The organism is Flavobacterium sp. (assembly GCF_035299245.1).
Taxonomy (GTDB): domain Bacteria; phylum Bacteroidota; class Bacteroidia; order Flavobacteriales; family Flavobacteriaceae; genus Flavobacterium.
In genome coordinates this window covers 122815-148792 of the sequence record NZ_DATGWY010000006.1, presented here as the reverse complement: position 1 = coordinate 148792, position 25978 = coordinate 122815, and the positions used below count along the sequence as shown (strand labels likewise).

Annotated in this window: 25 protein-coding genes and 1 riboswitch; of the genes, 14 read left to right on the top strand and 11 right to left on the bottom strand. The window is 34.9% G+C overall.

Annotation, left to right across the window (positions count from 1 at the left end; translation table 11 throughout):
• Nucleotides 1-96: 96 nt before the first annotated feature.
• The 4 genes from VK161_RS04915 to VK161_RS04900 all read left to right on the top strand — a co-directional run bounded on the left by VK161_RS04915 (nt 97) and on the right by VK161_RS04900 (nt 4028).
• Nucleotides 97-993, top strand: coding sequence for a MerR family transcriptional regulator (locus VK161_RS04915; protein ID WP_324213645.1), 897 nt, complete (start codon nt 97-99; stop codon nt 991-993).
• 55 nt (nt 994-1048) lie between these two features.
• Complete coding sequence (locus VK161_RS04910; protein ID WP_324213644.1) at nt 1049-2509, top strand: phytoene desaturase family protein; 1461 nt, start codon at nt 1049-1051, stop codon at nt 2507-2509.
• Between the two features lie 19 nt (nt 2510-2528).
• The gene (locus tag VK161_RS04905; protein WP_324213643.1) at nt 2529-3368 is read left to right on the top strand and encodes a phytoene/squalene synthase family protein; all 840 of its coding nucleotides are present in this window, start codon (nt 2529-2531) and stop codon (nt 3366-3368) included.
• Between the two features lie 216 nt (nt 3369-3584).
• The gene (locus VK161_RS04900; RefSeq protein WP_324213642.1) at nt 3585-4028 is read left to right on the top strand and encodes a beta-carotene hydroxylase; all 444 of its coding nucleotides are present in this window, start codon (nt 3585-3587) and stop codon (nt 4026-4028) included.
• Nucleotides 4029-4086: 58 nt separating this feature from the next.
• Here VK161_RS04900 and VK161_RS04895 read toward each other — a convergent pair whose 3' ends face one another.
• Genes VK161_RS04895 through VK161_RS04880 form a run of 4 tightly spaced genes read right to left on the bottom strand, consistent with a single transcriptional unit; the run spans nt 4087 to nt 6185 of the window.
• Nucleotides 4087-4620, bottom strand: a complete 534-nt coding sequence (locus VK161_RS04895) for a DUF4252 domain-containing protein (RefSeq protein ID WP_324213641.1) — start codon at nt 4618-4620, stop codon at nt 4087-4089.
• 47 nt (nt 4621-4667) lie between these two features.
• On the bottom strand, nt 4668-5192 hold the full coding sequence (locus tag VK161_RS04890; RefSeq protein ID WP_324213640.1) for a DUF4252 domain-containing protein: 525 nt from the start codon (nt 5190-5192) through the stop codon (nt 4668-4670).
• Between the two features lie 44 nt (nt 5193-5236).
• Nucleotides 5237-5689, bottom strand: a complete 453-nt coding sequence (locus VK161_RS04885) for a hypothetical protein (protein WP_324213639.1) — start codon at nt 5687-5689, stop codon at nt 5237-5239.
• Complete coding sequence (locus tag VK161_RS04880; protein ID WP_324213638.1) at nt 5676-6185, bottom strand: sigma-70 family RNA polymerase sigma factor; 510 nt, start codon at nt 6183-6185, stop codon at nt 5676-5678. The genes VK161_RS04885 and VK161_RS04880 overlap by 14 nt, the downstream gene beginning before the upstream one ends.
• A gap of 250 nt (nt 6186-6435) precedes the next feature.
• Between VK161_RS04880 and VK161_RS04875 the strand changes: the two genes are divergently transcribed.
• Entirely contained in the window at nt 6436-7848 is a 1413-nt protein-coding gene (locus tag VK161_RS04875) for a S41 family peptidase (protein ID WP_324213637.1), read from the top strand.
• 83 nt (nt 7849-7931) lie between these two features.
• Here the strand turns inward: VK161_RS04875 and VK161_RS04870 are convergent, their stop codons facing one another.
• A complete protein-coding gene (locus VK161_RS04870; RefSeq protein ID WP_324213636.1) occupies nt 7932-8999 on the bottom strand; it encodes a hypothetical protein in 1068 nt (355 codons plus the stop codon).
• A 6-nt stretch (nt 9000-9005) separates the two neighbouring features.
• Nucleotides 9006-10829, bottom strand: coding sequence for a TonB-dependent receptor plug domain-containing protein (locus VK161_RS04865; RefSeq protein WP_324213635.1), 1824 nt, complete (start codon nt 10827-10829; stop codon nt 9006-9008).
• 31 nt (nt 10830-10860) lie between these two features.
• Nucleotides 10861-11062, bottom strand: a riboswitch (cobalamin riboswitch).
• 243 nt (nt 11063-11305) lie between these two features.
• On the opposite strand from VK161_RS04865, the gene VK161_RS04860 reads away from it, so the two are divergent.
• Genes VK161_RS04860 through VK161_RS04845 form a run of 4 tightly spaced genes read left to right on the top strand, consistent with a single transcriptional unit; the run spans nt 11306 to nt 14740 of the window.
• Nucleotides 11306-12430: an ABC transporter substrate-binding protein gene (locus tag VK161_RS04860; RefSeq protein ID WP_324213634.1), complete on the top strand. Its 1125-nt coding sequence runs from the start codon at nt 11306-11308 to the stop codon at nt 12428-12430.
• Nucleotides 12430-13455, top strand: a complete 1026-nt coding sequence (locus VK161_RS04855) for an iron ABC transporter permease (protein WP_324213633.1) — start codon at nt 12430-12432, stop codon at nt 13453-13455. The genes VK161_RS04860 and VK161_RS04855 overlap by 1 nt, the downstream gene beginning before the upstream one ends.
• Before the next feature lie 53 nt (nt 13456-13508).
• Nucleotides 13509-13949: a hypothetical protein gene (locus VK161_RS04850; protein ID WP_324213632.1), complete on the top strand. Its 441-nt coding sequence runs from the start codon at nt 13509-13511 to the stop codon at nt 13947-13949.
• On the top strand, nt 13949-14740 hold the full coding sequence (locus VK161_RS04845) for an ABC transporter ATP-binding protein (RefSeq protein WP_414655410.1): 792 nt from the start codon (nt 13949-13951) through the stop codon (nt 14738-14740). Before VK161_RS04850 ends, VK161_RS04845 begins: the two co-directional genes overlap by 1 nt.
• Here VK161_RS04845 and VK161_RS04840 read toward each other — a convergent pair.
• The 4 genes from VK161_RS04840 to VK161_RS04825 form a co-directional block, all read right to left on the bottom strand.
• Entirely contained in the window at nt 14733-15551 is an 819-nt protein-coding gene (locus tag VK161_RS04840) for a hypothetical protein (protein WP_324213630.1), read from the bottom strand. The genes VK161_RS04845 and VK161_RS04840 overlap by 8 nt on opposite strands.
• Nucleotides 15552-15556: 5 nt before the next feature.
• The gene (locus tag VK161_RS04835) at nt 15557-16009 is read right to left on the bottom strand and encodes a tRNA (cytidine(34)-2'-O)-methyltransferase (protein ID WP_324213629.1); all 453 of its coding nucleotides are present in this window, start codon (nt 16007-16009) and stop codon (nt 15557-15559) included.
• 51 nt (nt 16010-16060) lie between these two features.
• On the bottom strand, nt 16061-16630 hold the full coding sequence (locus VK161_RS04830; RefSeq protein ID WP_324213628.1) for a pseudouridine synthase: 570 nt from the start codon (nt 16628-16630) through the stop codon (nt 16061-16063).
• 73 nt (nt 16631-16703) lie between these two features.
• Complete coding sequence (locus tag VK161_RS04825; RefSeq protein ID WP_324213627.1) at nt 16704-17666, bottom strand: DUF4476 domain-containing protein; 963 nt, start codon at nt 17664-17666, stop codon at nt 16704-16706.
• Nucleotides 17667-17818: 152 nt separating this feature from the next.
• Between VK161_RS04825 and rmuC the strand changes: the two genes are divergently transcribed.
• The 5 genes from rmuC to VK161_RS04800 all read left to right on the top strand — a co-directional run bounded on the left by rmuC (nt 17819) and on the right by VK161_RS04800 (nt 25051).
• The gene (gene rmuC, locus VK161_RS04820) at nt 17819-19183 is read left to right on the top strand and encodes a DNA recombination protein RmuC (RefSeq protein WP_324213626.1); all 1365 of its coding nucleotides are present in this window, start codon (nt 17819-17821) and stop codon (nt 19181-19183) included.
• 13 nt (nt 19184-19196) lie between these two features.
• A complete protein-coding gene (locus VK161_RS04815) occupies nt 19197-19565 on the top strand; it encodes a 6-phosphogluconate dehydrogenase (RefSeq protein ID WP_324213625.1) in 369 nt (122 codons plus the stop codon).
• 150 nt (nt 19566-19715) lie between these two features.
• Nucleotides 19716-20843, top strand: a complete 1128-nt coding sequence (locus VK161_RS04810; protein ID WP_324213624.1) for a hypothetical protein — start codon at nt 19716-19718, stop codon at nt 20841-20843.
• 27 nt (nt 20844-20870) lie between these two features.
• Complete coding sequence (locus VK161_RS04805) at nt 20871-22934, top strand: CRTAC1 family protein (RefSeq protein ID WP_324213623.1); 2064 nt, start codon at nt 20871-20873, stop codon at nt 22932-22934.
• A 74-nt stretch (nt 22935-23008) separates the two neighbouring features.
• On the top strand, nt 23009-25051 hold the full coding sequence (locus VK161_RS04800) for an FG-GAP-like repeat-containing protein (protein ID WP_324213622.1): 2043 nt from the start codon (nt 23009-23011) through the stop codon (nt 25049-25051).
• 69 nt (nt 25052-25120) lie between these two features.
• On the opposite strand, the gene VK161_RS04795 is transcribed toward VK161_RS04800, so the two are convergent.
• Nucleotides 25121-25972, bottom strand: a complete 852-nt coding sequence (locus tag VK161_RS04795) for a DUF5777 family beta-barrel protein (RefSeq protein ID WP_324213621.1) — start codon at nt 25970-25972, stop codon at nt 25121-25123.
• Between the last annotated feature and the right edge of the window lie 6 nt (nt 25973-25978).

Below are 25978 nucleotides of genomic sequence, written 5' to 3'. Positions count from 1 at the left end.
GCACATAAATTTTATCATCAAAACACAAATAATTCCTAAATAAAAGTTGTTGTTTAAATAAATTGATTAATTTTGTTTAACTTTTTTATTTAAATCATGAACAACATTAAAAGCTCATTCAGTATAAAAGACCTTGAAAACCTTTCTGGAATTAAGGCTCACACCATTAGAATATGGGAAAAAAGATATGATGTGCTTCAGCCAATGCGCACTGATACCAACATCAGATTATATGATTTATCTTCTCTTCAAAAACTATTGAATATAACATTGTTACATGATTATGGTTACAAAATTTCCAAAATATCTAAACTTCACAATGATAAAATCAATTCACTTGTAAGAGAAATAGTATCTGAAAAAAACGCAAAAAATCATGCTATTAGTTCGTTTAAGTTAGCCATGATGAATTTTGACCAAACACTTTTCTTCAACACATACGATCAACTTCTTTCCGAAAAATCATTCCGAGAAATATTTTATGAAGTATTTATTCCTTTGATAACAGAAATAGGTTTTTTGTGGCAAGCAGAAACTATCACACCAGCTCACGAGCATTTCATCAGCTACTTAATCAAGCAGAAAATTCTAATCAATACCGAAAAGCTTCAAATAGAGCCTGTCATTAAAACAGACAAACTCTTTGTTTTGTATTTGCCTTCAAACGAAATTCATGAATTGGGATTAATGTACCTCAATTATGAAATTTTACTCAATGGCTACAAAACCATTTATCTTGGCGAAAGCGTCCCAACTTCTAGTCTACAAGACGTCAAAAAGTATTTTGACAACATTGTTTTTGTTTGTTACGCTACTGTTGAGCCAAATAAATCAGAAATTAATGACTACATTGCTGATCTAAAAAGCAAACTATTGGGTGATGAAACCGAGTTATGGCTTTTGGGAAGAATGACAGAATATATAAATTCAAAAAATTACTCTAATAAAATTCAGATATTCAATTCAATTGATGCCTTCTCTCAAAAGTTATAAAGTTATCTTAAAATCATGATTTTGTTTAACTTTTTATTATATTTGTTAAACAATTATGAAAAAAGAAATTAAAATAATAGGCTCGGGGTTTTCCGCATTAGCAGCCAGTTGTTATCTCGCTAAAGACGGTAACTCAGTAACCATTTACGAAAAAAACAGCACCATTGGAGGAAGAGCACGTCAACTTAAAAAAGACGGTTTTACGTTTGATATTGGTCCGACTTGGTATTGGATGCCCGATGTTTTTGAACGCTTCTTTAGCGATTTTAATAAAAAACCATCCGATTATTACCAACTGATAAAACTTTCTCCTGCCTACCAAGTATATTTTGGTGTCAATGAATTTGTAACTATTGCCGATAATCTACCTGAAATAATAAAAACTTTCGAATCCATTGAATCGGGAAGCGGAAGTCAATTGGCTTCCTTTATGAAAGAAGCTCAAAGTAATTACGACATCGCCATAAAAGATTTAGTGTATCGTCCGGGTGTTTCCCCACTCGAATTAGTGACTATTCAAACTGCTTTAAAGGTAAATCAGTTTTTTAGCAATATATCAAGAGACATTCGAAAGCGATTTAAAAATAAAAAACTGGTTCAAATTTTAGAATTTCCTGTTTTATTTTTGGGTGCAAAACCGTCTGATACTCCATCATTCTATAGTTTTATGAACTTCGCTGATTTCGGATTGGGAACGTGGCATCCTAAAAACGGAATGTACTCTGTAATTCTAGCAATGGAACAATTAGCCAAAGAATTAGGTGTAACGATACAAACGAATGCCAATGTTGAAAAGATTGTAGTTGAAAATAAAAAGGCGATTGGCCTTAAAGTAAATGGCGAATTCATTGCCGCAGATGTAGTGCTTTCGGGTGCTGATTACCATCATTCGGAAACTTTATTAGACGAAAACCACCGTGTGTATTCCGAAAAATACTGGGACAAAAAAGTGTTTGCTCCATCCTCGCTCCTATTTTATGTAGGTTTCGATAAAAAAATAATCAATGTAGAACATCATTCTTTGTTTTTTGATGTTGATTTTGATGTACACGCCAAAGACATTTATGACAATCCAAAATGGCCGGAAGAGCCTTTGTTTTATGCCAGCTTTCCCTCCAAAACAGATGAAAATTCGGCTCCAGAAGGAAAAGAAGCAGCCATATTTTTAATTCCACTTGCGCCCAATTTGAATGATACTAATGAGATTAGAGAAGCGTACTTTGAAAAAATTATTACCCGTTTAGAAAAATTAACACAACAAAATTTAAAAAATAACATTATCTTTAAGGAGTCATTTTGTGTAAATGATTTCATAAAAGACTACAATTCATATAAAGGAAATGCCTATGGAATGGCCAACACGCTATTACAAACAGCATTTTTAAGACCCAAATTGAAAAGTAAAAAAGTAGACAGTCTCTATTTTACTGGTCAATTGACAGTTCCTGGTCCAGGTGTTCCGCCATCGTTGATTTCGGGTAAACTGGTTGCCGATTTAATACGTAAATACAGCTAAATTTTAAAGAGTTTTTTTTATGAAATCTATTTTTGACACCGTATCTTTTGAATGCAGCAAAAATGTAACTAAAATGTACAGTACTTCGTTTGCAAGTGCCGTAAAAATGCTAGCGCCAAGCATTCGCCAAGACATTTACAATATTTACGGATTTGTGCGGTTTGCCGATGAAATTGTAGATACTTTTCACGATTACAATAAGGAATTACTCTTTGATTTGTTTGAAAAAGACTTAGAAACTGCTTTACAAAATAAAATCAGTTTGAATCCGGTTTTGAATTCGTTTCAATATACGGTTCATAAATACCAAATTCCGTCTGAATTGATTCAGGCTTTTATGAAAAGCATGAAAATGGATTTGGTCAAATCAAAATATACGACTTACGAAGAATACAACGAATACATTTATGGATCGGCGGATGTGGTTGGACTGATGTGTTTAAAAGTTTTTGTAAATGGTGATAACAGCAAATACAATGAATTAGAGCAATCGGCCATGCGATTGGGTTCGGCGTTTCAAAAAGTGAATTTTTTACGCGATTTGAAAGCAGATTACGAAGATTTGAGTCGAACGTATTTCCCTAATACCGATTTATCGCGTTTAGATGAAACCTCAAAAAACGAAATCATCAAAGAAATTGAAGCCGATTTTGAAGCCGGTTACCAAGGAATTGTAAAATTGCCTATTGAAGCCAAATTCGGAGTGTATACAGCGTACATCTATTACAAAAAATTATTGTCAAAATTGAAGAAAACGCCTTCAATGGAAATCAAAAACACGCGCATCAGAGTTCCGGATTATCAAAAAGTAGGTTTATTGGCGCGTTGTTATGTGAATTATCGATTGAATATTTTGTAGATTACAAATATGTGTTCTGATGAAACACGCAATTTGCCCCCGATTGCAGCGGAAAGCATTTTGAAATGAAAGCCTATTTTTTGTTGCTCTAAAAAAGCGACCAACGGAAGCTCATTTTAGAGCTTACAAAAAAAGGATTAAATGAAAAATCTTGAAGCATAAAGCGGGATTAGGCACACAAAAAAATAAAAAATAAAATTGTTAAAATAAAATAGTATGTGGATTCATATCTTGGTTTTTATACTCACCTTTTGCATCATGGAATTCATGGCGTGGTTCACTCATAAGTACGTTATGCACGGATTTTTATGGGTTTTGCACGCTGATCATCACAAAAAAGATCACGATTCGTGGTTTGAGCGCAACGATGCTTTTTTCATCTTTTACGCTGTTGTGAGTATTGGTTGTTTCTTGCTTTGGAAGTACAATATTTTAGAAATTGGTATTTCGATTGGATTGGGAATATTTGCTTACGGATTGGCTTATTTTATCGTTCACGATATCTTCATTCACCAACGATTCAAATTGTTCCGAAATGCCGATAATATTTATGCAAAAGGCGTTCGCAGAGCACACAAAATGCACCACAAACACATTGGCAAAGAAGATGGAGAATGTTTTGGGATGCTGTTTGTTCCGTTCAAATACTTCAAAAAATAAAAAAAACCGATTCTGTTATGGAATCGGTTTTTTTTAACAACTAAACTCAACTTTATATTTATTGCATCAAACCTTGTAAAGGCTTCAGCTGCTCTAAATCGATATTGGATTTTTGCAATAATGACAACATGGTCATGATGTGCGTAGGGTTCATCTCATCTCCGGTTACTCTGATTACCGCAAAACCGTTTTCTTTCTTATTGGCGTACAAAATAAACTCGTCGATTTTATCTTCTGTACCTACAAAACTTATAGAAGCACCTTGACTTCCTGAACCTACTTTAATCAATTGTTGGTATTCTTCTTTTTTCAAAATACCGTTCAATTTGGCTTTCTCGGCTTGGTATTCTTTTTGGTTTTTATCGGTCGATTTAAAAGCAATGATGTTTACTTTATCAAAAGCGTCTAGTGCTTGCTTTTGCTCTGATGTCAACGAAGTCTCATCCAACCTCAATATATCTGAAGACACATCCAACGCAATAAAATCTTTCTTTTCAGAATTCTCTACAAAAAACTTTTGAAGAGTGGGCTCACTGTTGCAACTAACTAAAAGTAAACTTGCCGCTATCGCTAAATATACTATGTATCTCATGATTACAATTTTAAAAAACCTCACAGTGAACTATGAGGTTTTGCCTATTATTTTCTTCCTTTTCCTGCTTTTTCTAACTCAGCACCACCAGGCAATTTCATTTTATCAGTCAAAGCTGACAATTCATCTAAGTCAAAATTTCCGGTTAACGACATCAATACGGTTTCTTCTTTTCCAGAACCTTCAATAAACATTAATAGTTCTTTTACTTGTGAATCGGTTGCGCCTGATTTTACATAAATTTTTACGCTTTTACCTTTTTCTGTGATGCGCATCAATTCATCTAAACCAGCAGTCTTTAAGTATTTATCTGCAGTGGCTTTCATATCGGCCGCTTTTTTGGTGTTGTTGGTTACAAACACCTTTAGGTTTTCTAATTTTTTGATCAAATTCACGTATTGTTGCGACTCTTTGTCTTTCACATCCATTTTACTGATCATTGAAAACATTTTTTTGCTTACAATAACCGTTTGAATTTGTTCGTCGTTGTCGAATTTGTCAAATACTGATTGTTGTGCAAAAAGACTGCTTGACATTAAAAACAAAGCGATTACTACTACTAATTTTCTCATGATTTCTATTTTTTAACTGTTCGCTTGAGCGATTGATTACTAATTTACTTTTTAAAAATTTTGTTTTTGGTACTCTCGTATTCGTTAATATAACTTACACTTTCTATGCCAACATTTAACTTCTCTGAAACTAAATCCAAGGCTTTTTGTGTTTCTGCCATGGCCAACTCCGGATTATCATACGTTCCTAATTCTCCTGCGGGTTGTACTTCTTCAGTTCCTAAAAATCTAAAAGTGACTACTCCAAACACGATAACAATACTTGCAGCAATCGATAACCACACTACATTAAACTGTTTTCTAGGTTGTAATGGAACCGATTTTGTAAATTGGTGTTCTTTGGCTTGGGTGAAGTAACCAAACACATCGCGGTATTGCTCTAAATGCTGCGCAACATCAGAAGAAGAAAAATAGGCCTTCAATTCTCTTTCTTCGGCAATACTGGTTTGACCTTCAAAGTACTTGTCTATTAACTGTTCTATTCTAACTAATTCCATAATTATGGGTTTGTGTCATTGTTTCTCTAATCGTTTTTCTCGCTCTCGAAAGGGCAACTCGCACTGCCGTTTCGTTCATTTCTAATATGTTGCCAATTTCTTCAAATTCCATTTCTTCAATTTCTCGCATTTGAACAATCAACTTTTGTTGTTCGGGCAAATCGTTTATTATTTTTTCTACCCAATTCCAACTGTCTGCATCTTCCATTTTCTTTTGCAAACCAGCCTCATTCGAAGAGTAATTACTGTGTACTAACGTTAGGTTCGAGGCGCGTTTCGATTTCAACTGATCCAAACAATAATTCTTAGTCATTGTCATTGCCATTGCTTCTACGCTTTTTAATTCGCCCAAACTTTCGTTTTTATTCCACAATTTCACCAGAACTTCTTGAGTAGCATCTTCTGCTTCTTCTCTACTCACAAGCAACCGCTTAGCCATTCTAAACACTTTGTCCTTAAACGGAGTAATGATGGTTAAAAATTCGTTTTGGTTCATGTTGATTGCTTGTTATATAGTGAAGACGAGACACATTTTATTTTGTTACAGTAAATGTAATTTTTTTTTTTGAAGCAAATGGCTTGGGCTTTTTTTGTAATCCATTTTCCCGCTTTCAGCAGTATCTTTTTTATCACATCGATTGTAGTGGAGATATATAATTCAAAAAAGGATACTTGCCTCAATCGGGGCTAAAAAATATTCCATAGCATCAAAAAAAAGTTTAAATTTGAAATAAAAAAGTTTGAACATGAAAAAGAAACTTATTGCAGCCAATCTATTTCTTCTGCTCTTAATAGGAATTAGTTGCACCAAAGACGATTTGTCCGTTCCAGAAGAACTAAAAGTCAATAACTTTATATGGAAAGGTTTAAATCAATATTATTTGTGGCAAACCGATGTTCCGAATTTGGCTGATGACCGTTTTGCTAATCAAGATGCCTTGAATGATTTTTTATCGGGTTATTCCAATCCAACTACCTTATTCAATAGTTTGCGCGTTGATTCTTCCATCGATCGATTCAGTGTAATTTACAGTGATTATGATGTTTTAGAAGGTATTCTTTCGGGAAATACTTTAAATAATGGTGTCGACTTTGGTTTGCGTTACAAAAACGGTAGTTCAACCGATATTTTTGGTTGGGTGCGCTACATTCTTCCCAACTCTAATGCCTCCACCCAAAACATTCAACGCGGCGATCTATTTTATGCCGTAAACGGAACTCCTTTAACGGCAAGCAATTACCAATCGCTTCTTTCTGCTACTACTTATACTTTAAATTTAGCTGATTATGATAATGGAAACATTACACCCAACGGGCAATCAGTAACATTAACCAAAACACAATTAGCCGAAAATCCGGTGTATGCAATCAACACTTTTGTTCAAGGAAATAAAAAAATTGGTTATTTAATGTACAACGGATTTTATTCGCAATACGAAAACCAATTGAATGATGCTTTCGGACAATTAAAAGCACAAAACATTACGCATTTGGTACTCGATTTGCGTTACAATTCGGGTGGTTCAATTGCCACTGCAACTCGTCTGGCCAGTTTAATTACAGGTCAATTTACGGGAAGTGTTTTTGCCAAACAACAATGGAATGCCAAACTCGATGCGTACTGGTTACAAAACAACCCAAGTTCGATCTTCAATTATTTTACCACAACTACCGGAAGTGGAAGTGTATTGAACAGTTTAAACCTTACCAAAGTATATATTTTAACAACCAAAAGTACGGCTTCCGCAAGCGAATTGGTCATCAACGGATTAAAATCCTACATCGATGTCATTCAAATTGGGGATACAACCACCGGAAAAAATGTGGGCTCTGTTACTTTATACGATTCTCCAAATTTCGGAAAATCTGGTGCGAATCCGAATCACAAATACGCCATGCAACCTATCGTTTTAAAAACGGTTAATGCCGATGGTTTTGGCGATTATCAAAACGGATTAACTGCTACGATTCAACAATTAGAGGATTACGGTAACTTGGGTGTAATTGGTGATGCAACCGAACCATTGCTAGCAACCGCCATCAACCAAATTATTACAAGCGGTCGAATAATGCAACAACCAGAGAAAACATTTATGTATTGCTCTGACTCAAAAACAATTGAACCCTTGCGAAGTGAAATGTATATCGAATTGAAATAAAAAAAAGGCTTTCCATTAGAAAGCCTTTTTTTTATTTCAACATTTCAAAATTTCAAGTTGAATATTCATAATTCAACAAATAATTAATTAAAATAAAACCCAGCCGGAATTACACCCACCGTTTTACTTGAAACCAAATCACCTGTCACAGTATACACGTATATTTTACCATTTGAGCTGTAATCACCTGCATCACCAACGTATACTTTATTATTTTTTACAGCAAAACTGTACACTCCGTAAACGCCTTGATCGGTTGTACTGAAAATGGGAGTTGTGGGAAAACTGCTTGATGTCAGAGTCATTTTAAAAACATCCGAATCGACTGTGTAGTAACAATCACCGTTTTCAATATCCAGATTGGAAGGATGAGTTGAAGCTGTAAAATTGATGGTATTCGAAACTGTATCAGTAGTTAAATTAATTTTAGATAAACTACCCGAAGTCTCAGTTCCTGACCACGATGGTTTTCCTCCATTCAAAACATACAAATCATTGTTGATGATTTCTAATGAATTTGGAACGTCTCCTACATTGATTGATGCCACAGAATTATTCGTTGTATTCAAAACTGAAACCGTCGAACCAAATCCGAAACCTCCAGCATGTGCAATATAAATTTTCGAATTATAAACTGCCATTCGCTCCGGACCTTCAGCAACTGGTATTGGAGTTAACAGTGAATTATTCGCTAAATTAATCACCGCAATATAATCATCAGAAGCACTTGAACCATTTCCCCAATTGGAAACATAACCTTTTCCATTCACAAAAACGATATAACGCGGATTGGATAAACCTGTAGAAATAGTTCCAACGTGTGCCATTGTATAGCGATTGACAATTTCGATTTTATTCGAAACATTCAAAACGATATAAGCAAATTCATTGTAAAAACCAACATCTTGAGCAGTATCACCTAATGTTATTGTCGGATTTACAAGCGAAAAAATATTATCTTGAAAAACCGTCAAATCATCCGATAAGTAGGACATCGAGGCGTTACCGTTGCCAAATCCGCCTTGATTTAGGACCAAAACACCGTTATCATAAGCTCCGAGTGGAGTTTCTGTAGTTTCGTCGTCATTGCTACATGAAGTAAAGAATGCAGCTCCACAAAATAAAGTCAGTACTAGTTGTTTCAATTTCATAATAATTTAAAGATTTATATTAAAGTTTAGTGTGTAATTTCTTCCAGGAAAAGGTCGCTGTGCTACCGATTGATAATTTTCATTGAAGGCATTTTGCATTCTAAAACCCAATGTAAATTGTTTTAAAACATTGTATTCAATTCCGCAATTGACAACATTGTATTCTTTCAATTTATAAGCATTATCCAACGAAGTAAAAACCTGTCCGGTAAAAAGATAATTGCTGTAAAAAGTGATTTTTTTATACGAATACGCAACACTTGCTGTCATTTTATGATACGGAACGTAGATGAGTTGCTTTTGTGTTTGTTCATTTTCTGAAATGGTATACGCATAATTCGCCACCAATTCTATGGTATGATTTGAATTCAGTTTCCGCTTGTAATTCAGATTGGTTTCCAATCCGTAGGCTGTTACTTTCTCCGTATTAATTGGCTGCCACAAACCTGTATCATTGGGTTTCCAACTGATTAAATCGGTAAGTGAATTGTAAAATCCGGTGACAGAAAGTGAAGTATTTTTTAGTTTAATTTCTTGACTTAATTCGAATTGATGTGCAGTTTCAGGTCGTAAATTGGAGTTTCCACCTTGTTGCCAATACAAATCATTAAAAGTTGGGATTCTGAAATTTTTAGAATAATTGAACTTCAAATGGTAGTTTTTAGTCGCATTGTAGTGCAAACCGAGAGAATACAAAAACGGACTTTCATAATTATTAGTAACTTCTTTTCTAAAATTAATTTCATAGCTCAACTGATTCAGCAACTGGTGTTTCATCAAAAAAACACTCGAAAAAACTCCTCTTTTATTTTGATTCAAATCAGAACCAAAACCTTTAGTATGAGTGTAATCCAATAAGGTATTGAATGTGATTTTCTGTGAAAGACGATACAACAAATCGTACTTCAACAAAGCTGTTTCTGCTTTTCCAAAACTGAAATTAGGCTGGTCTTTATCTTCAAAATACTGATATTTCTCTGACAAATAAGCGGCTTTAACAGTCGAAACAAAAGCATGATGCTCTGCCATGAACTCGGCTAAATTTCGAAAGTTCAAATCGGTGTACTTACTTTTTGAAGGTGCAGCGAGTGTTCCCGAAAAATTGCGTTCTCCATCATACCATTGACTGTAAAATTTCAAATGGCTTTTTGCATTGAACTTATAGCCTAAAATGGCATTTAAACTCGTGTTTTTGTATTGCCCGTTTTCGTTTTTTAGATGGGTGTTTAAATACGGATAGTCATTGTCTGAACTGTTTCTAGAAATTACAACTTGAGAACTCCATTTGACATCAGAAGCAATGAATTTATAATTGGCATTCAACGTGTTGAAACTTCCATAACTCGCAAAAAGATGATTGGACAATTGCTTTTTGAATTCGACCGAATTGTTCAAATGAATACTTCCGCCAATGGCACTCGAACCATAAATGGAACTTCCGCCGCCAGCGCGAACCACTATCGAATTGTAATTGTTACTCACAATTGCATTGAAATCGGTTTGACCGTTGAGCTGCGAATTGATGTTAATTCCGTTCCAAATTACAGCCGTTTGTTGCGCTGTGGTTCCACGAAACGAAGGCGATGCCACCATTCCTAAACCGTTTTCTTTGAAATAAATGGTTGAATTGTAATTCAGTAAAGAAGCTAATGAAGTCGCATTTTTCTGAACAATCGAATCGGCAAAAGTGATCGTGGTTTTGGATTTTGAAAAACGATGCAATTGTGAATCCGAAATGATCACATGCTTCAAATGAATAGTATCCATTTGCCCCAAAGCAAATTGGCACAACATCAACAACAGTAAAAGAAATCCTTTTTTTCTAGTCATAATCTCTGAATCTTTTTTCCCGAAGATTCGATATTGGTTAAGAAAAAAGGCAGGTCTCCTGACTTGCGTCTTGTTGTTTACCTTCTCACTCCGATGGATCGGAACAATGGTTTTGTAGTTAACAACAAGCTTGATAGCTTACAGTTGCGGGTACAGTTTAGGATTTAAACCTAATTCCCTTTTAATGCGATTCAGAAAACAATGGAATCGCAACCTTAATTCGAGAGCAAAAATAGACTTAAAAAACTATTTATCCTCTTTTTTCTTTGAAAATTTATACATCAGCCAAATAAATCCTACTATAAAATGCAATAGAATGATTCCGGCTACGATGTACATAAAAGTGTTCGAATTGCCTCTCATGACATTGTATTTTCATCAAAATTAAAGCTTCTTCCAAAATCATTTTGCATCAAATGTTACACAAACACGATTTTGTAAGCACATAAATTTTACTTTTGTGAAAATTATATACTGTGTCTGTTTTCCGATTTTCTTTTTATTTAATTGTTGCGTTTCTTTTTGTTCAATGCAAAAAAGAAACGGATTCTACTGTAGTAATTTCAAATGAAAACACCGTCAAATACGCCAAAGGTTTTACAATACAAAACTACGATGGTTATTCGATAGTAACGGTTTCGAATCCGTGGCCAAAAGCCAATAAATCGTACACTTACATCTTAAAAAAGAGAAAAGGAATTGTTCCCGATTCGCTAAAAAGCAACCTTATTATTTCGGTTCCAATACAGAAAATTGTCGTGACTTCTACCACTCATATTCCGTCTTTAGAAATGCTCGGAGTGGAAAAAACACTCATTGGTTTTCCGAATTTGGATTACATTTCTTCTGAAAAAGTCCGCGCTTTAATCGATAACAAAAAAATAAAAGAATTAGGCAATAATCAATCATTGAATACCGAAGTTTTAATCGATTTGCAACCCGATATGATTATGGGTTACGGAATTGACAACAACAACCCAACGCTGGATAATTTAGAAAAAAATGGTTTAAAAATCGTTTTAAATGGCGACTGGAACGAACAATCACCTTTAGGAAAAGCCGAATGGATTAAGTTATTTGGTGCATTATACGACCAACAAGAAAAAGCCAACGAACTCTTTTCTAAAATTGAACAAGATTATTTAAAAACACTCAAAATTGCTCAAAAAGCCCTTTCGAATCCAACCGTTTTAGTGGGCGATATGTTTGAAGACAAATGGAATTTACCACAAGGAAACAGCTGGGGTTGCTCTTTCATCAAAGAAGCAAAAGGCAACTATTTATGGGCAGAAACTACAGGAACAGGAAGTTTGTCGTTGTCGTTTGAAACGGTTTTAGAGAAAGCTAAAAATGCTGAATTTTGGTTTACATCTGGACAATTTTCGTCGTTAGAAGCCATGACTAATGCCAATCCGCATTACAATCAGTTTAAAGCTTTTCAAAATAAAAACGTCTATTCATTCATTCGAAAAAAAGGAGGCGTTTTGTACTACGAATTAGCGCCCAATCGACCCGATTTGGTACTGAAAGATTTGGTAAAAATTTTACATCCCGAATTGCTGAAAAGCTACGAACTGTACTTCTTTGAGAAATTACAATAATGCTGAAAAACAGACCTACATATCTTTTTATAATTTTGTCATTGACCTTGATTTTGTCATTGATTTTGAACATTTCCTTGGGTCAAGTTGCCATTCCGATAAAAGAAGTTTTTAAAAGTTTGTTGGGTTCATCTGCATCAAAAGAAACGTGGGAATACATTATCATTAATTTTCGATTACCCAAAGCAATTACGGCCATTTTAGTCGGAATTGGACTTTCGATTTCAGGATTGTTGATGCAAACGATGTTCCGAAATCCGTTGGCCGGACCTTATGTACTCGGATTGAGTTCGGGTTCAAGTTTGGGTGTTGCATTTGTAATATTAGGTGCGGGATTTTTGCCAGTTGCCCTATCCGAAATTCTACTTTCTAGTTACGGAATCGTTCTAGCTTCCTGTTTAGGAAGTTTATTAGTTTTGCTATTGGTAATAACCGTTTCCCAACGATTACGCGATACGGCAACCATTTTGATTGTTGGACTCATGTTTGGAAGTTTTACAAGTGCCATTGTTTCAGTCTTAACCTATTTCAGTACAGCCGAACAATTGCAGAAATTTACTTTTTGGAGTTTGGGAAGCATAGGAAATTTAGCATGGTCAAGTATTGGATTACTAACTGTTTCCGTTGTCATTGGATTACTGATGAGTTTGTATTCGATAAAATCTTTGGATGCCTTACTTTTAGGTGAAAATTATGCCAAAAGTATGGGACTAAATGTTAAAAAATCGCGTTTCATCATTATGATTGCAACTAGTATTTTGGCAGGAAGTATTACTGCTTTTGCAGGTCCGATTGCGTTTGTTGGTTTGGCCGTTCCGCATGTATCAAAATTGCTTTTTCAAACGAGCAATCACAAGGTATTATTTTGGAGTACCATAGTAATTGGAGCAATAATCATGTTATTTTGTGATACCATTTCACAAATGCCTGGGTTTGATTTTACATTACCAATTAACGCGATTACATCCATTGTTGGTGCGCCAATTGTCATTTGGCTGTTGCTTCGGAAAAGAAATTTCGTTTAGTTTTTAAACACACTGAGACATTGATTTTAATACCATGATAACTAAAAAAAAGTATGCTGAAAAATAAATTAAATATCGTAATTTTAGTCTGTACTCTTTTTTTTGTATCAGGATGTGCAGAATTAATTGACTGCATTGCCAGTACAAAACCTGTGATATCTACTGATAGCTTACCCAATGCAAGCCAAGGATTTAGCTATGATACTTTTATTATTTCTGAAGTAAAAAACTCAGCAAACGATGATTCATTTTATTATTACTATGATGTAGAAGGAAACGTACCACCTGGAATTTCCTATTACGAAGTGGGAAGAAAACTATTTTTTACAGGAACACCTACCGCTCCGGGAACATTTACTTTTAAAGTAAATTTGAAAATTGAAGCTCCAGAGAATCTCATTAACGATGACGAACAAGGCTTTTTTGAAGACGACAATCGCATTTGTTTTGGCGATGATAGTACTCAAAAAACATTCACAATAACGGTGTTATAATTAATTTGAAAACAGAAACCAACATAGTAATTACGAATCAATTATCCATTGGATATTCATCCAAAAAGGAAGTAAATGCTATTGCTCAAAATCTGAATTTAGAACTACAAACCGGAAAACTCATCTCGTTAATTGGTGGTAATGGTATTGGTAAATCAACACTCCTGCGCACACTAACTGGGATTCAGAAACCACTTTCGGGAACAGTTTTTTTAAACGGAAAAGAAATTCAGAATTACACTTCTATCGAATTAGCTCAAAATTTAAGTTTGGTTCTTACCGAAAAACTACCTCCAAGTAATTTGACTGTTTTTGAATTAGTTGCATTAGGAAGACAACCTTATACCAATTGGATTGGGACACTTTCTACCGATGATTTAGAAAAAATAAATCAGGCGATTCAACTGACACAGATTGAACATTTGACCGACAAAAAACACTACGAAATCAGCGATGGACAATTGCAAAAAGTGTTGATTGCTCGCGCTTTGGCTCAAGATACACCTTTGATTATTTTAGACGAACCCACAACTCATTTGGATTTACTGCACAAAGTCTCGTTGTTCAAATTGCTGAAAAAATTGGCTTTTGAAACTCAGAAATGCATTTTACTGTCGACTCACGATTTGGATTTGGCCATTCAATTGTCTGATGAAATGATAGTTATGACCGAAGGAAATGTTACGCAAGATCAACCTTGCAATTTGATTTCGAAAGGTGTTTTCTCTTCTCTTTTTAAAGAAGACACTATTGTTTTTGATGAAGAAAAAGGAAAATTTATTATTAAATAGGATGATTTCGTTCAAAGCGAACACGATACACATGCAGCAAATTCTCAAGATCTTCAGCATCGATATTCAAACCATCAATTTCAATTTCTTCATAATTGAAGGCTAAAGAAGTTGTCGTCGTTTTTCCTCTTGATTTTGTATAGACTCTGTCATTTTCAATATCTTCCCAGGAAAAAAAACCACTATCTTTCAATGTGATTCCTTGATCATTTAGAATGATTTGAGGCAATTTTTCGTTATTTTTTTTATACCATGAATATAAACTATAACCACCGATAGCTATCATAATTAATGCCAACCAAATTGGTTTATCAATATAATATAAATAACCTCCAGATGCTATTAAGAATAAAGAAATAGCCAATTCAAAAGCTAAATTTGATTTAGAATAAAATACTAATGTTTCTTTTGGAACGCTCAAATCGTCTTTGTAAACGTCTTTTTCTAAAAACTTTTTTTCCAACTGCTTCAGTTTTTGTTTTTGCTCATAACTTTTGATTTCGGTACGTTCAAACCAACTTCCATCCTTCCAAATTAAGTTTTGCTCAATGGCTTTTCGCTTCAACTCATTCACGTTTCGAACATTGTCATACGCCCAGATTTTCCATTCAACAACGAGATAACTCCAAGCTAACCAACCCAACAAAAAACCTAATATTGATACAACATATACGACCCAATTGTCGATTATTTTGATCTTGCTCAAATAGATTGAACCAGCAATAAAAACTATGATAATTCCGATTGGCAAAAACACCAACTGATTTCTACCTCTTTTTAATGCTTGTTTTACCGTAACATTATTTTTCATACTTATTATTTTAAACTGATTTGGCGCTTAGCTTCTCCAACCACAAATGCAACCGAATTCGCAATGTTGTAACTTCTTATTAATTTCGACATGGGAATGGTCAAATGGTTTTCAAATCGATCCAAAACATCCTGACTCAAACCAACGCTTTCCTTACCAAAAACCAACCAATCACCGTCTTGAAAATCAACTTCATAAATCGATTTTTCGGCATGCGAACTCATTAAAAAAACGCGGGATTTGTCTGGAATTTGTGTTATCCATTCGTCTACATTTTGATACTGATGCCAATCGAGATGCACCCAATAATCCAAACCCGAACGTTTAAGATTTTTATCGGTAATTTCAAATCCAAACGGATGAATTAAATGCAACCGACTTTCGGTTCCAACACACAAACGACCGATATTTCCAGTATTGTTGGGTATTTCGGGTTCGACTAATACGATATTTAACATAGAGACTTTTTAGATTTTTAGAATGTTAGACTGCTTAGATTATTAGACTTCTTAGATTTGGAACTCTTTGACTTCCATTACTTCGCCTGCGTTTAAATGATTCAGATGAATGGTGCCGACACGAACTCGAACTAATCGCAAGGTAGGAAATCCGACTGCTGCAGTCATTTTTCGCACTTGTCTGAATTTACCTTCTGTGAGCGTAACCGAAAGCCAACTCGTTGGTCCGTGACGTTCCTCTCTGATTCTTCTTCCTTCGGCAATGCAATAAGGCAATTCATTAATCATTTTAGCTTCACATCTTTTGGTAATGTATCGAATGCCTTTGAAACCAATTTCAACTCCGTTTTTCAATTGTTCAATGGCTTCGGTTGTAATGATTCCGTCAACTTGAGCGTAATATTCTTTTTCAACCGTTTTGCTTCGTACGATTTCACTCATCATTCCATCGGTAGTCAGCAATAGTAAGCCTTCCGAATCTTCATCCAACCGACCAATGGCCATTGTTCCTTCTGGAAAATCATACAAATCACCTAACAATTTTTTTGGTCGTTTTTTTTCATAGATGAACTGACTTAAAAAACCATGTGGTTTATGAATGAGAAAATGGCGGTGTTGCATAGAATGGTTTTGGCAAAAATAAAAAAGACTACCTATTTTCATAGATAGTCTTCCATTTTATTTTACAAATCTATTATTGTCTGCTTTGAACGTAATCCGATAATTCATCCACATTGCTGCTGAATGAGAAGATTCCGTTTAATTTGAAGTAGTTTCTTGGCTCTATACAATAATCGTAAGCGTATTTAGCAAACTCCAATTTGTTGTCTTCAAAACTAAAAGTATTGGCTATTTGAATGATTTGATCCACATTCAAACAATTAGCTGAAATCACTTGTTTAGCTGTTTTCAATTGAGTGTCTTCAAAACTTTGTGCTTTGATAGTACTCAACGCAGCGTTGAAATCGCGTGGCGACATGCATGAATTTCCACCGCAACCTCTTACTGGTTCTACATAAACAGCGCCACCTGTTTGAACTCCAGTATGAGTTGTGGTGGTAGTAGTTTGCGTAACAGCACCGCCACTCATATTGTCATTAATCGAAATTCCCATGTTGATTCCACCCACATTAACACCAACACCAACATTTGCTCCGCCCGTTTGTGTAGTTGTAGTTGTTGTAGTTTGAGTTACACCACCAACTGGTTGAGCAACTACTACTGGCTGTGTCACAACCACTTGACGAGGTTGACCATAATGAACCACATGTACGTTTGAAGCAGGAACAAAATTAGGTTGTACTGGAATCGCAGAGAAAAAATTCATTTTCATTTTGGTCTTGTTGTTTTTGTCTCTTTTGATTTTGTAGGTAACATCCGAGAAGTTCCCATCAACGTCTGTAAGCATCAAATTGTTTTTGCTAACTTCGGTTAGTGTTTGGTCTTCAAATTTGATTTTGGCATTGTAATACGGTTGGTTTAGATCTTCCACACGCAAGTTGGTTTGTGGAGTGTCATTAATTACTTCTCCGTTTAAAATAAGGGTAAATTTATCTCCATCTTCCGAAAAAATAGTCAAATGTCCTACTGGACCGATTTGAGCAAACGATAATGAAGAAACCAATAAAAGTGCTAAAAGTGTAATTTTTCTAGTCATAATTTACATTTTTTTGATGATTGCAAATATAATTTTTTCTTTTCAATAATTGCATTTTCAAAAACGATGCCAAAAATTTTCATTATTTGTTAACATTGAAATCAATATCTGATCGAAACTCAGTATATTTAAACTCTTTTAAAACGCCAAAAATGAACGCTACTATTATTACCATCATCGCCTTTATAATCGCATTAGCCATTGGAATTTACCTTGGAAAAATGCTGTTTTCTGCCAATTCAAAATCGGAAAAAGCTTCATTAGAAGAAAAAATAAACGGATTGCTGTCTCAAATTGAACAATTAAAATCGCAGGTCATTCAAACGGCGCAAGAACGCGAAACCATTCGTGCCGAAAAAGAATCGGTAGTCATTCAACTTTCTAAAAAAGAAACCGATTTTGAGAATTTGTGGGAACGCAACAAAGAACAAAAACAAGAAGTAGAGCAACTTCAAGAAAAATTCACCAAAGAATTTGAGAATTTAGCCAATAAAATTTTGGAGGAAAAAACGACCAAATTCACTGAACAAAACAAAGAAAATTTAAAAAACATACTGACTCCGTTGCAAGACAAAATTCAACTTTTTGAGAAAAAAGTAGAAGACACTCACAAAGAAAGCATTGATTACCACGCCGCTTTACGACAACAGATTTTGGGCTTGCGCGAAATGAATGAACAAATGAGTAAAGAAACGCTCAATTTAACTAAAGCACTCAAAGGCGATAGTAAAATGCAAGGAAATTGGGGTGAATTGGTTTTGGAGCGCGTTTTGGAAAAATCAGGATTGGAAAAAGACCGCGAATATTTTGTGCAACAAAGTTTTGTTACTGAAGAAGGCAACCGCGTTTTTCCTGATGTCATCATCAACTTGCCTGATGGAAAGAAAATGATTGTCGATTCGAAAGTAGCATTGACGTCGTATGAACGTTACATCAATGAAGAAAACGACGATCTGAAAGTTCAATTTTTAAAAGAACATGTTGCGTCTATTAACCGTCATGTAGTCGATTTGGGAACTAAAAATTACCAGGATTTGTATCAAATGGAAAGTCCTGATTTTGTTTTGCTTTTCATTCCGATTGAATCGGCATTTGCCATCGCTCTGAATGAAGATACTAGCTTATACAACAAAGCATTTGAGAAAAACATTGTGATTGTTACGCCTTCTACTCTTTTGGCTACTTTGCGTACTATTGATAGTATGTGGACGAACCAAAAACAACAAGAAAATGCCTTGGAAATTGCGCGACAAGCCGGAGCTTTGTATGATAAATTTGAAGGATTTGTTACCGATTTGGTAAAAATTGGCAAAAAAATGGACGAAGCCAAAGTAGAATATCAAGGTGCTATGAATAAACTCGTTGACGGAAAAGGAAATCTTATTACCAGCGTTGAAAAACTGAAAAAAATGGGAGCCAAAGCCAAAAAAGCACTTCCTGAAAACATCATCAACCGAGCCAACGCTTTTGAAACTAAAACCAATTCATTAACAGAGTCTGAAAGTAATTCAGAATAAAAAACTAAAAATTATGTTGCGAAAATTCATTATTTATTTTGTGATTATTATAGCTGTATTGACTTCACTGTTTTTTACAGTTGCCTACTATGCCACCTATAGCGAAGGTGATCGAACAGGCGAATTGATCAAATTCAGCCGAAAAGGATATGTCTTCAAAACTTGGGAAGGCGAAATCAGTCAAGGAATTTCGGGAGCCCAAATATTTAAATTTTCTGTTTTAGATAATGATGCTGAAGTGATTGAAGATTTGAAAAAAAATCAAGGTCAATATGTAAAAGTCACTTATATTGAACGCTATACTACATTTCCTTGGTGGGGCGACACTAATTACTACATTACAAAAGTCCAAACCGAAAAATCGCCCTTTAAGTTAAAATAATTTTAGCAAAAAAGTAGGGTGTTTATTTTTTGAGTTGTCTACTTGGAAAGTAGACATGACTTAAACAAGTCACAAATTCTTAATTTAAGTTGATAATAATTAGGTAATTGTGATTTTTTTTTTATTTTTGGTATGGTTAAAACAAAATTCATGAAAAAGTATTACTTATTAAGCATTTTTATCTTTATTTCTTCCATTTCAATTTTTATTTCTTGTTCTGATGATGAAGAACAATACGTTCCTGTTTCACCTGTAGTGGTTAATTTAACTGAGGTTCCGTATCCAAAATTATCCGATTACAAATTTTTTGAAGGAGAAATGAAAAATCTGACTCCTGCATTGAATGTCATTCCTTATGAACCAGCGTCTGTTTTATTCAGTGATTACGCTCACAAAAAACGATTTGTTTGGATGCCTGTAGGAAGTAAAGCAACTTACAATGGAGATGGAAATATTTTAGAACTCCCAGTTGGATCAGCTCTTATCAAAACTTTTTATTATGATAATGTGCAAAATGTAACACCAGTTGGATCTACAAGAATTATTGAAACCCGTATTATGATACGTAAATCAACAGGTTGGATTTTTGCAGATTACGTTTGGAATGCAGCACAAACCGAAGCTTTACTAGACAATTCAGGTAGTTTCACTCAAGTGGATTGGTTGGAAAATGGAACACCCAAAACGGCCAACTACCGAATTCCTTCTGAAGAGCAATGTATTGTATGTCATAAAAGAAGAGAAATTGTGAATGGTAACGAAACAACGGTTTACACACCAATCGGAATTAAACCTCAAAATCTAAACTTCAACCGTAATTATGGTTCTGAAACGAAAAATCAGTTGACTAAGTGGATTGAACAAGGGTATTTAGAAAATAATTTTACTTTCCCAACAGCCGCAAACACTACAATCGATTATAACGATACATCAAAACCATTAGAATTGAGAGTGCGTTCGTATTTTGATATTAATTGTGCACATTGTCATGCCAATGATAGACATTGTGACTATAGACCAATGCGATTTGCATTCAACGAAACCGCAAACAACTTGACCAATATGGGAGTTTGTGTTGAGACTCAAGACATGCAAGATTTCGACCCAGCTCTAAGCAAAATAATTACTCCAGGAAACATCAACAGATCGATGTTGTATTTCCGATTGAATACCGTTGATGAGGCTTACAGAATGCCTTTACACGGAAGAACAGTTATACACGAAGAAGGTGTTCAAATGATTGAACAATGGATTAACACCTTACAACCTTGTCAATAAAAACACTATAACCAAACTAAACTAAAAATGAAAAAAATTACATTATTAATTATTTTGGCATTTACATCACAGTTTTCTATCGCTCAAGATAGTTGCGCTGGTGCAATGCCAATTACAGCTGCTGGAACATTTGTGGTTGATGTCATCAATGGTGCTCCAACAACTACAGCATGTGTTGGCGGCGGAACAGTAACTGCTGCCGAGTGGTATGCCTACACTCCATCACAAAATTTTACTGTGACAGTTACTACCGATTTACTCATCAACATTTGTCGTGATACTCGTTTTCAAGTATATACAGGTATATGTGGTGGTTTATCGTGTTTGACTGGCGATGATGATTCGGGTGTTATTGCTTGTAATTCGGGTAATACCAACTCGTATTTATCAACAAAATCATTTAACGTAACTGCTGGAACTACCTATTATATTGCTTTTGAAAACAGATACGAATCGACGGGTTTTTCTTTTCAAATAATTGAGAACCCAATTGTTGTTCCTCCAACAGCTCCAGTATCGTATCAAAACCAAACAGTGGGAACTATTCCAACTGGTGCAGGAAACTACAACCTTTGTATAGTTGACATGAACGGCGACTATAAAGACGACATCGTAAGTGTTAGTGCTAATAATTTAAAAGTACATTATCAAGGCGCAACTGCCAATTCATTTACTATATCAGACTTCCCAATTTCAGGCACAAGCTTTATGCCTTCTTGGAGTTTAGCAGCAGGAGATCACAACAGAGATGGTTATAATGACCTCGTTTTAGGAGCTGGAAGTGGACTTTCGGTATGGTCGTCAAATAGTGTTGGAACGGCTTACAGTAATTACACACCAGGTCAATACATCTTTTGCCAAAGAACTAATTTTGCCGATTTGAACAAAGACGGGCATTTGGATGTATTCTCTTGCCACGATATCGCTCCTAATGTTTACTATTTGAATGATGGAAACAGTAATTTCACCCACTATCAAGCAACTGTTACTCCAGGAGCCATGAACATTGGAACTAGCGGTGGAAACTACTCCACTTTATTTAGTGATTTTGACAATGATGGTGACACCGATGTGTTCATTTCAAAATGTTCTGGACCACCATGTGAATTGCTACGTTACGATGGAAATGGAGTGTATACTAATATCTCGGCAACAGCAGGAGTAAACATTACTCCTATTCAAACTTGGTCTTCAGCAATCAATGACTTTGATACTGATGGCGATATGGATATAATTATTACTGCTAGTGCTGGAACTCATAAATATTTTAGAAATAACTTAGATACTTCTAACAACGTAGAAGAAGCTTTTACCAACATTACAGTAGGATCTGGTTGGGATACTAACACATCCGTTAATATTGATAACGTATCTTATGATTTTGACAACGATGGATTTCCAGATGTACTTGGTGGTGGAAATAAAATAATGTTCAATGATGGTGATGGTACTTTTACTCCATTCAGCTACTCTGGATTAAGTGTTGGTGCTATTGGTGATTTGAACAATGACGGATTTTTGGATATTTTAAACGGAACAACTGTACGCTATGCAATACCAAATGGTAATAATTGGTCTAAACTAACACTTCAAGGAATCCAAAGTAACCGAAACGGTATTGGAGCAAGAGTGGAAATTTATGGTGCATGGGGAAAACAAATTAGGGACGTTAGAAGCGGTGAAGGATTCAAATACATGAGTTCGTTAAATGTACATTTTGGTCTTGGAGATGCAACGGCTATTTCTCAAATAATTATTAGATGGCCATCAGGTATCGTTGATACAATCAACAATCCTTCTATCAACCAAGTTGTTCATGTAGTTGAAGGTTCAACTCTTGCTAATAATGAATTTGTTAATTCTGAATTCGCATTGTTTCCTGTTCCTGCAAAAAACATTTTAAACATCAAATCTACATCTGAAATCACTTTTAAATCAGCTCAAGTATACGATTTAAATGGAAGAAAAGTATTAGAATCAGCAATAGAAAACGACGCCATTGACGTACAATCTTTGTCAAAAGGAACTTATGTATTAGTAGTTCGAAATACAGAAGAAAAAGAGTTTTCTCAAAAATTCATCAAGGAATAAAAAGAAAAAAACCCATCTTAAAAAGGTGGGTTTTACTATTAATAATCAATAAACCAAAATAACTGCAAACTAAAATGAAAAAAATTACTTTATTATTACTTTTGAATTGTATAGTTCAAATTTCATCTGCACAAAACACCTGTGATACTGCTTTGCCTATAACTGCGGCAGGTTCATATGTTGTTGCGGCTGTTGATGGAACTCAAGTTCCGGCTCCGATATGTGCAGATAATGGTGGTGGTGCCACCAAAGGTGAATGGTATGTCTACACTCCAACACAAAATTACACTGTAACTGTAACAACTAACATACCCGCTAATACTCCCAAAGTTGATACGCGTTTTCACGTATATACTGGAGGTTGTGCTGGATTAACTTGTTACGCTGGTGATGATGATGCTGGAGCGGGCTATTCTTCTGTAGATACTTTTGTAGTATTGGGCGGAACAACGTATTACATCGCTTGGGATAACCGATGGACATCCAATGGATTTACTTTTGATTTAATTGAAGCTCCTTATGTTGAACCTATTCCAACTCCAATCACCTATACCAATCAAAATATTTCAACTGTAAACAGTAACTATAATATTTGTGTTGTAGATATGAATGGCGACCATTTAGACGACATTGTTGGTGTGAGCTCTACAAATATTAAAGTTCACAGACAAAATGTTGGCGGTGGATTCACTGTTTTAGACTATACAACTACTGCAGCAGATAATATGCCAACGTGGAGTTTGGCTGCTGGAGATTACAACAAAGATGGTTATAACGATCTTCTTTATGGAAATGGTAGTGGTTTGACCTTTATGAGATCAAACAGTACTGGAACTGCTTATACTGAAGATTCTCCTGGTCAATACATTTTTTGTCAAAGAACTAATTTCATCGACATCAATAATGATGGTAATTTAGATGCATTCTCTTGCCACGATGTGGATCCAAATGTCTATTACATCAACAATGGTTCTGGAAACTTTACTTATTATCAATCAGGTGTTACTCCAGGTTCTGTTAGTTTAGGTACTTTATCAAGCGGAGGAAATTATGCCTCTTTATGGTCTGACTTTGACAACGATGGTGATGTTGATATGTTCATCTCAAAATGTTCTGGACCTCCATGTGAGCTACACAGAAACAATGGAAACGGAACTTATACAGATATTTCTGCTACAGCACAAATCAACTTTCAACCGGTTCAATCATGGTCGTCTGCGATTTCAGATTTTGACAATGATGGTGACATGGATATCATGGTAGGTTCAAACGGAAGTGTTGGACACAAATTCTTTAAAAACAATTTAGACACTACTAATAGTACTGAAGAAGCCTTTTCTGATATCACTGTTGGATCAGGATTAGATTCAGACAACTCAATCAATAGAGATTATATCGCTTATGATTTTGACAATGATGGGTTTGTTGATATTATGGGAAGTGGAAGTAAAATTTTATTCAATCAAGGTAATAACGTGTTTGCTCCTGTAAGTTATAATGCAATTGGAGTTGGTGCGGTAGGCGACTTAAACAATGATGGTTTCTTAGACATCTTAAACGGAAGCACTGTTCGTTTCGCAGTTCCAAATGGAAATAATTGGGTTAAATTAACCTTCCAAGGAATTCAAAGTAACAGTAACGGAATTGGAGCCCGCGTTGAATTGTACGGTCCATGGGGAAAACAAATCAGAGACGTGAGAAGTGGTGAAGGTTTTGAATACATGAGTACGTTGAATGCTCATTTCGGAATTGGAACTGCAACAGAAATTTCTCAAGTAATCATTCGTTGGCCTTCTGGCGTTGTAGATACAATCAACAATCCATCTCCAAATCAAACAATACATGTTGTAGAAGGTTCAACCCTTTCATCAAATAGTTTTACAAGTGCTACATTCAGCATTTCTCCTGTTCCTGCTAAAAATGTAATTAGCATCCAAGCAAATGATTCAATATCTTTTGAATCTGCTGAAATTTACGATTTGAATGGAAGAAAAATTGCCGAATCTAAATTAGATAACAACAGCATTAATGTTCAATCATTATCTACTGGAAGTTATATCTTATTACTGAATGATTCAAACGGAAAAAGACACACTCAAAAATTCATTAAAGAATAAGTTGTTGTAACATAAATAAAAAAATCCCAGTCGTTTGAACTGGGATTTTTTTTGTCTTACTTTTTACTTCTAGAAAACTCTTAATAAATTGAATCCAAAGAAAATATCTCCTTTACCCCAATCTCCAATGGTATTTCCTAGGAAACCTGCTTCGTGAATTCCTTGCGAATTACTGAAGTGCATTTGAAAAACGTGTCCACCAGTTTCCAAATCAACACCAATTGAAAGTGGATTTTTAAAAGGAGAATCACTAGATCTATTCAAATGAGCTGCATAATCAACATTCATCGACCATCGTTTTGCAAACTTATAACGTCCGCCCATTCCTAATGCAAATTGACTATTGTCTTGCTCATCATCAATCACATAATTTTCATGAAAATGAGTAGGCGCCAATTCTAATGATAATTTTTCACTAAATTTTCTTGAAATTAAAATTTGATTTACAAAAATCAAACGATCATTAAACTCCATATTAGGAAAGTTAGTTTCGTTAAAACTTTTGTCAATATTAATGGCTAAACTATTGAATCCTACAATTGAAAATGGAAAACCATCTTTTACTTGTGGAACAAGAGAATATTTTGCCGAAAAATCGTAAGCTGGTTCACTTCGCGCAGCACTTACTGTTAGCCATTCTGTAGCACCATAAACAAATTTCAATTGAGTAACCGCATCATCCAACCCAAAAAAGGTCTTAAATCCGCCTTCTGTTGAACCAAAACGGTGTGCTACTATAAAATACAAATCGCCTTTGGCTGCTAATTTGGTAGATTCTAAATTGACTATTTTCAATCCTTTAAACGCCGATTCAACTCGTTCCTTCCCTGCAGAAGCAGTGTCGATTTCTTTCAATAAATCATCTTGCGAAAACGACAAAAACGGAACTAATAATACTAATAATGCAATACTTTTTTTCATAGGTAT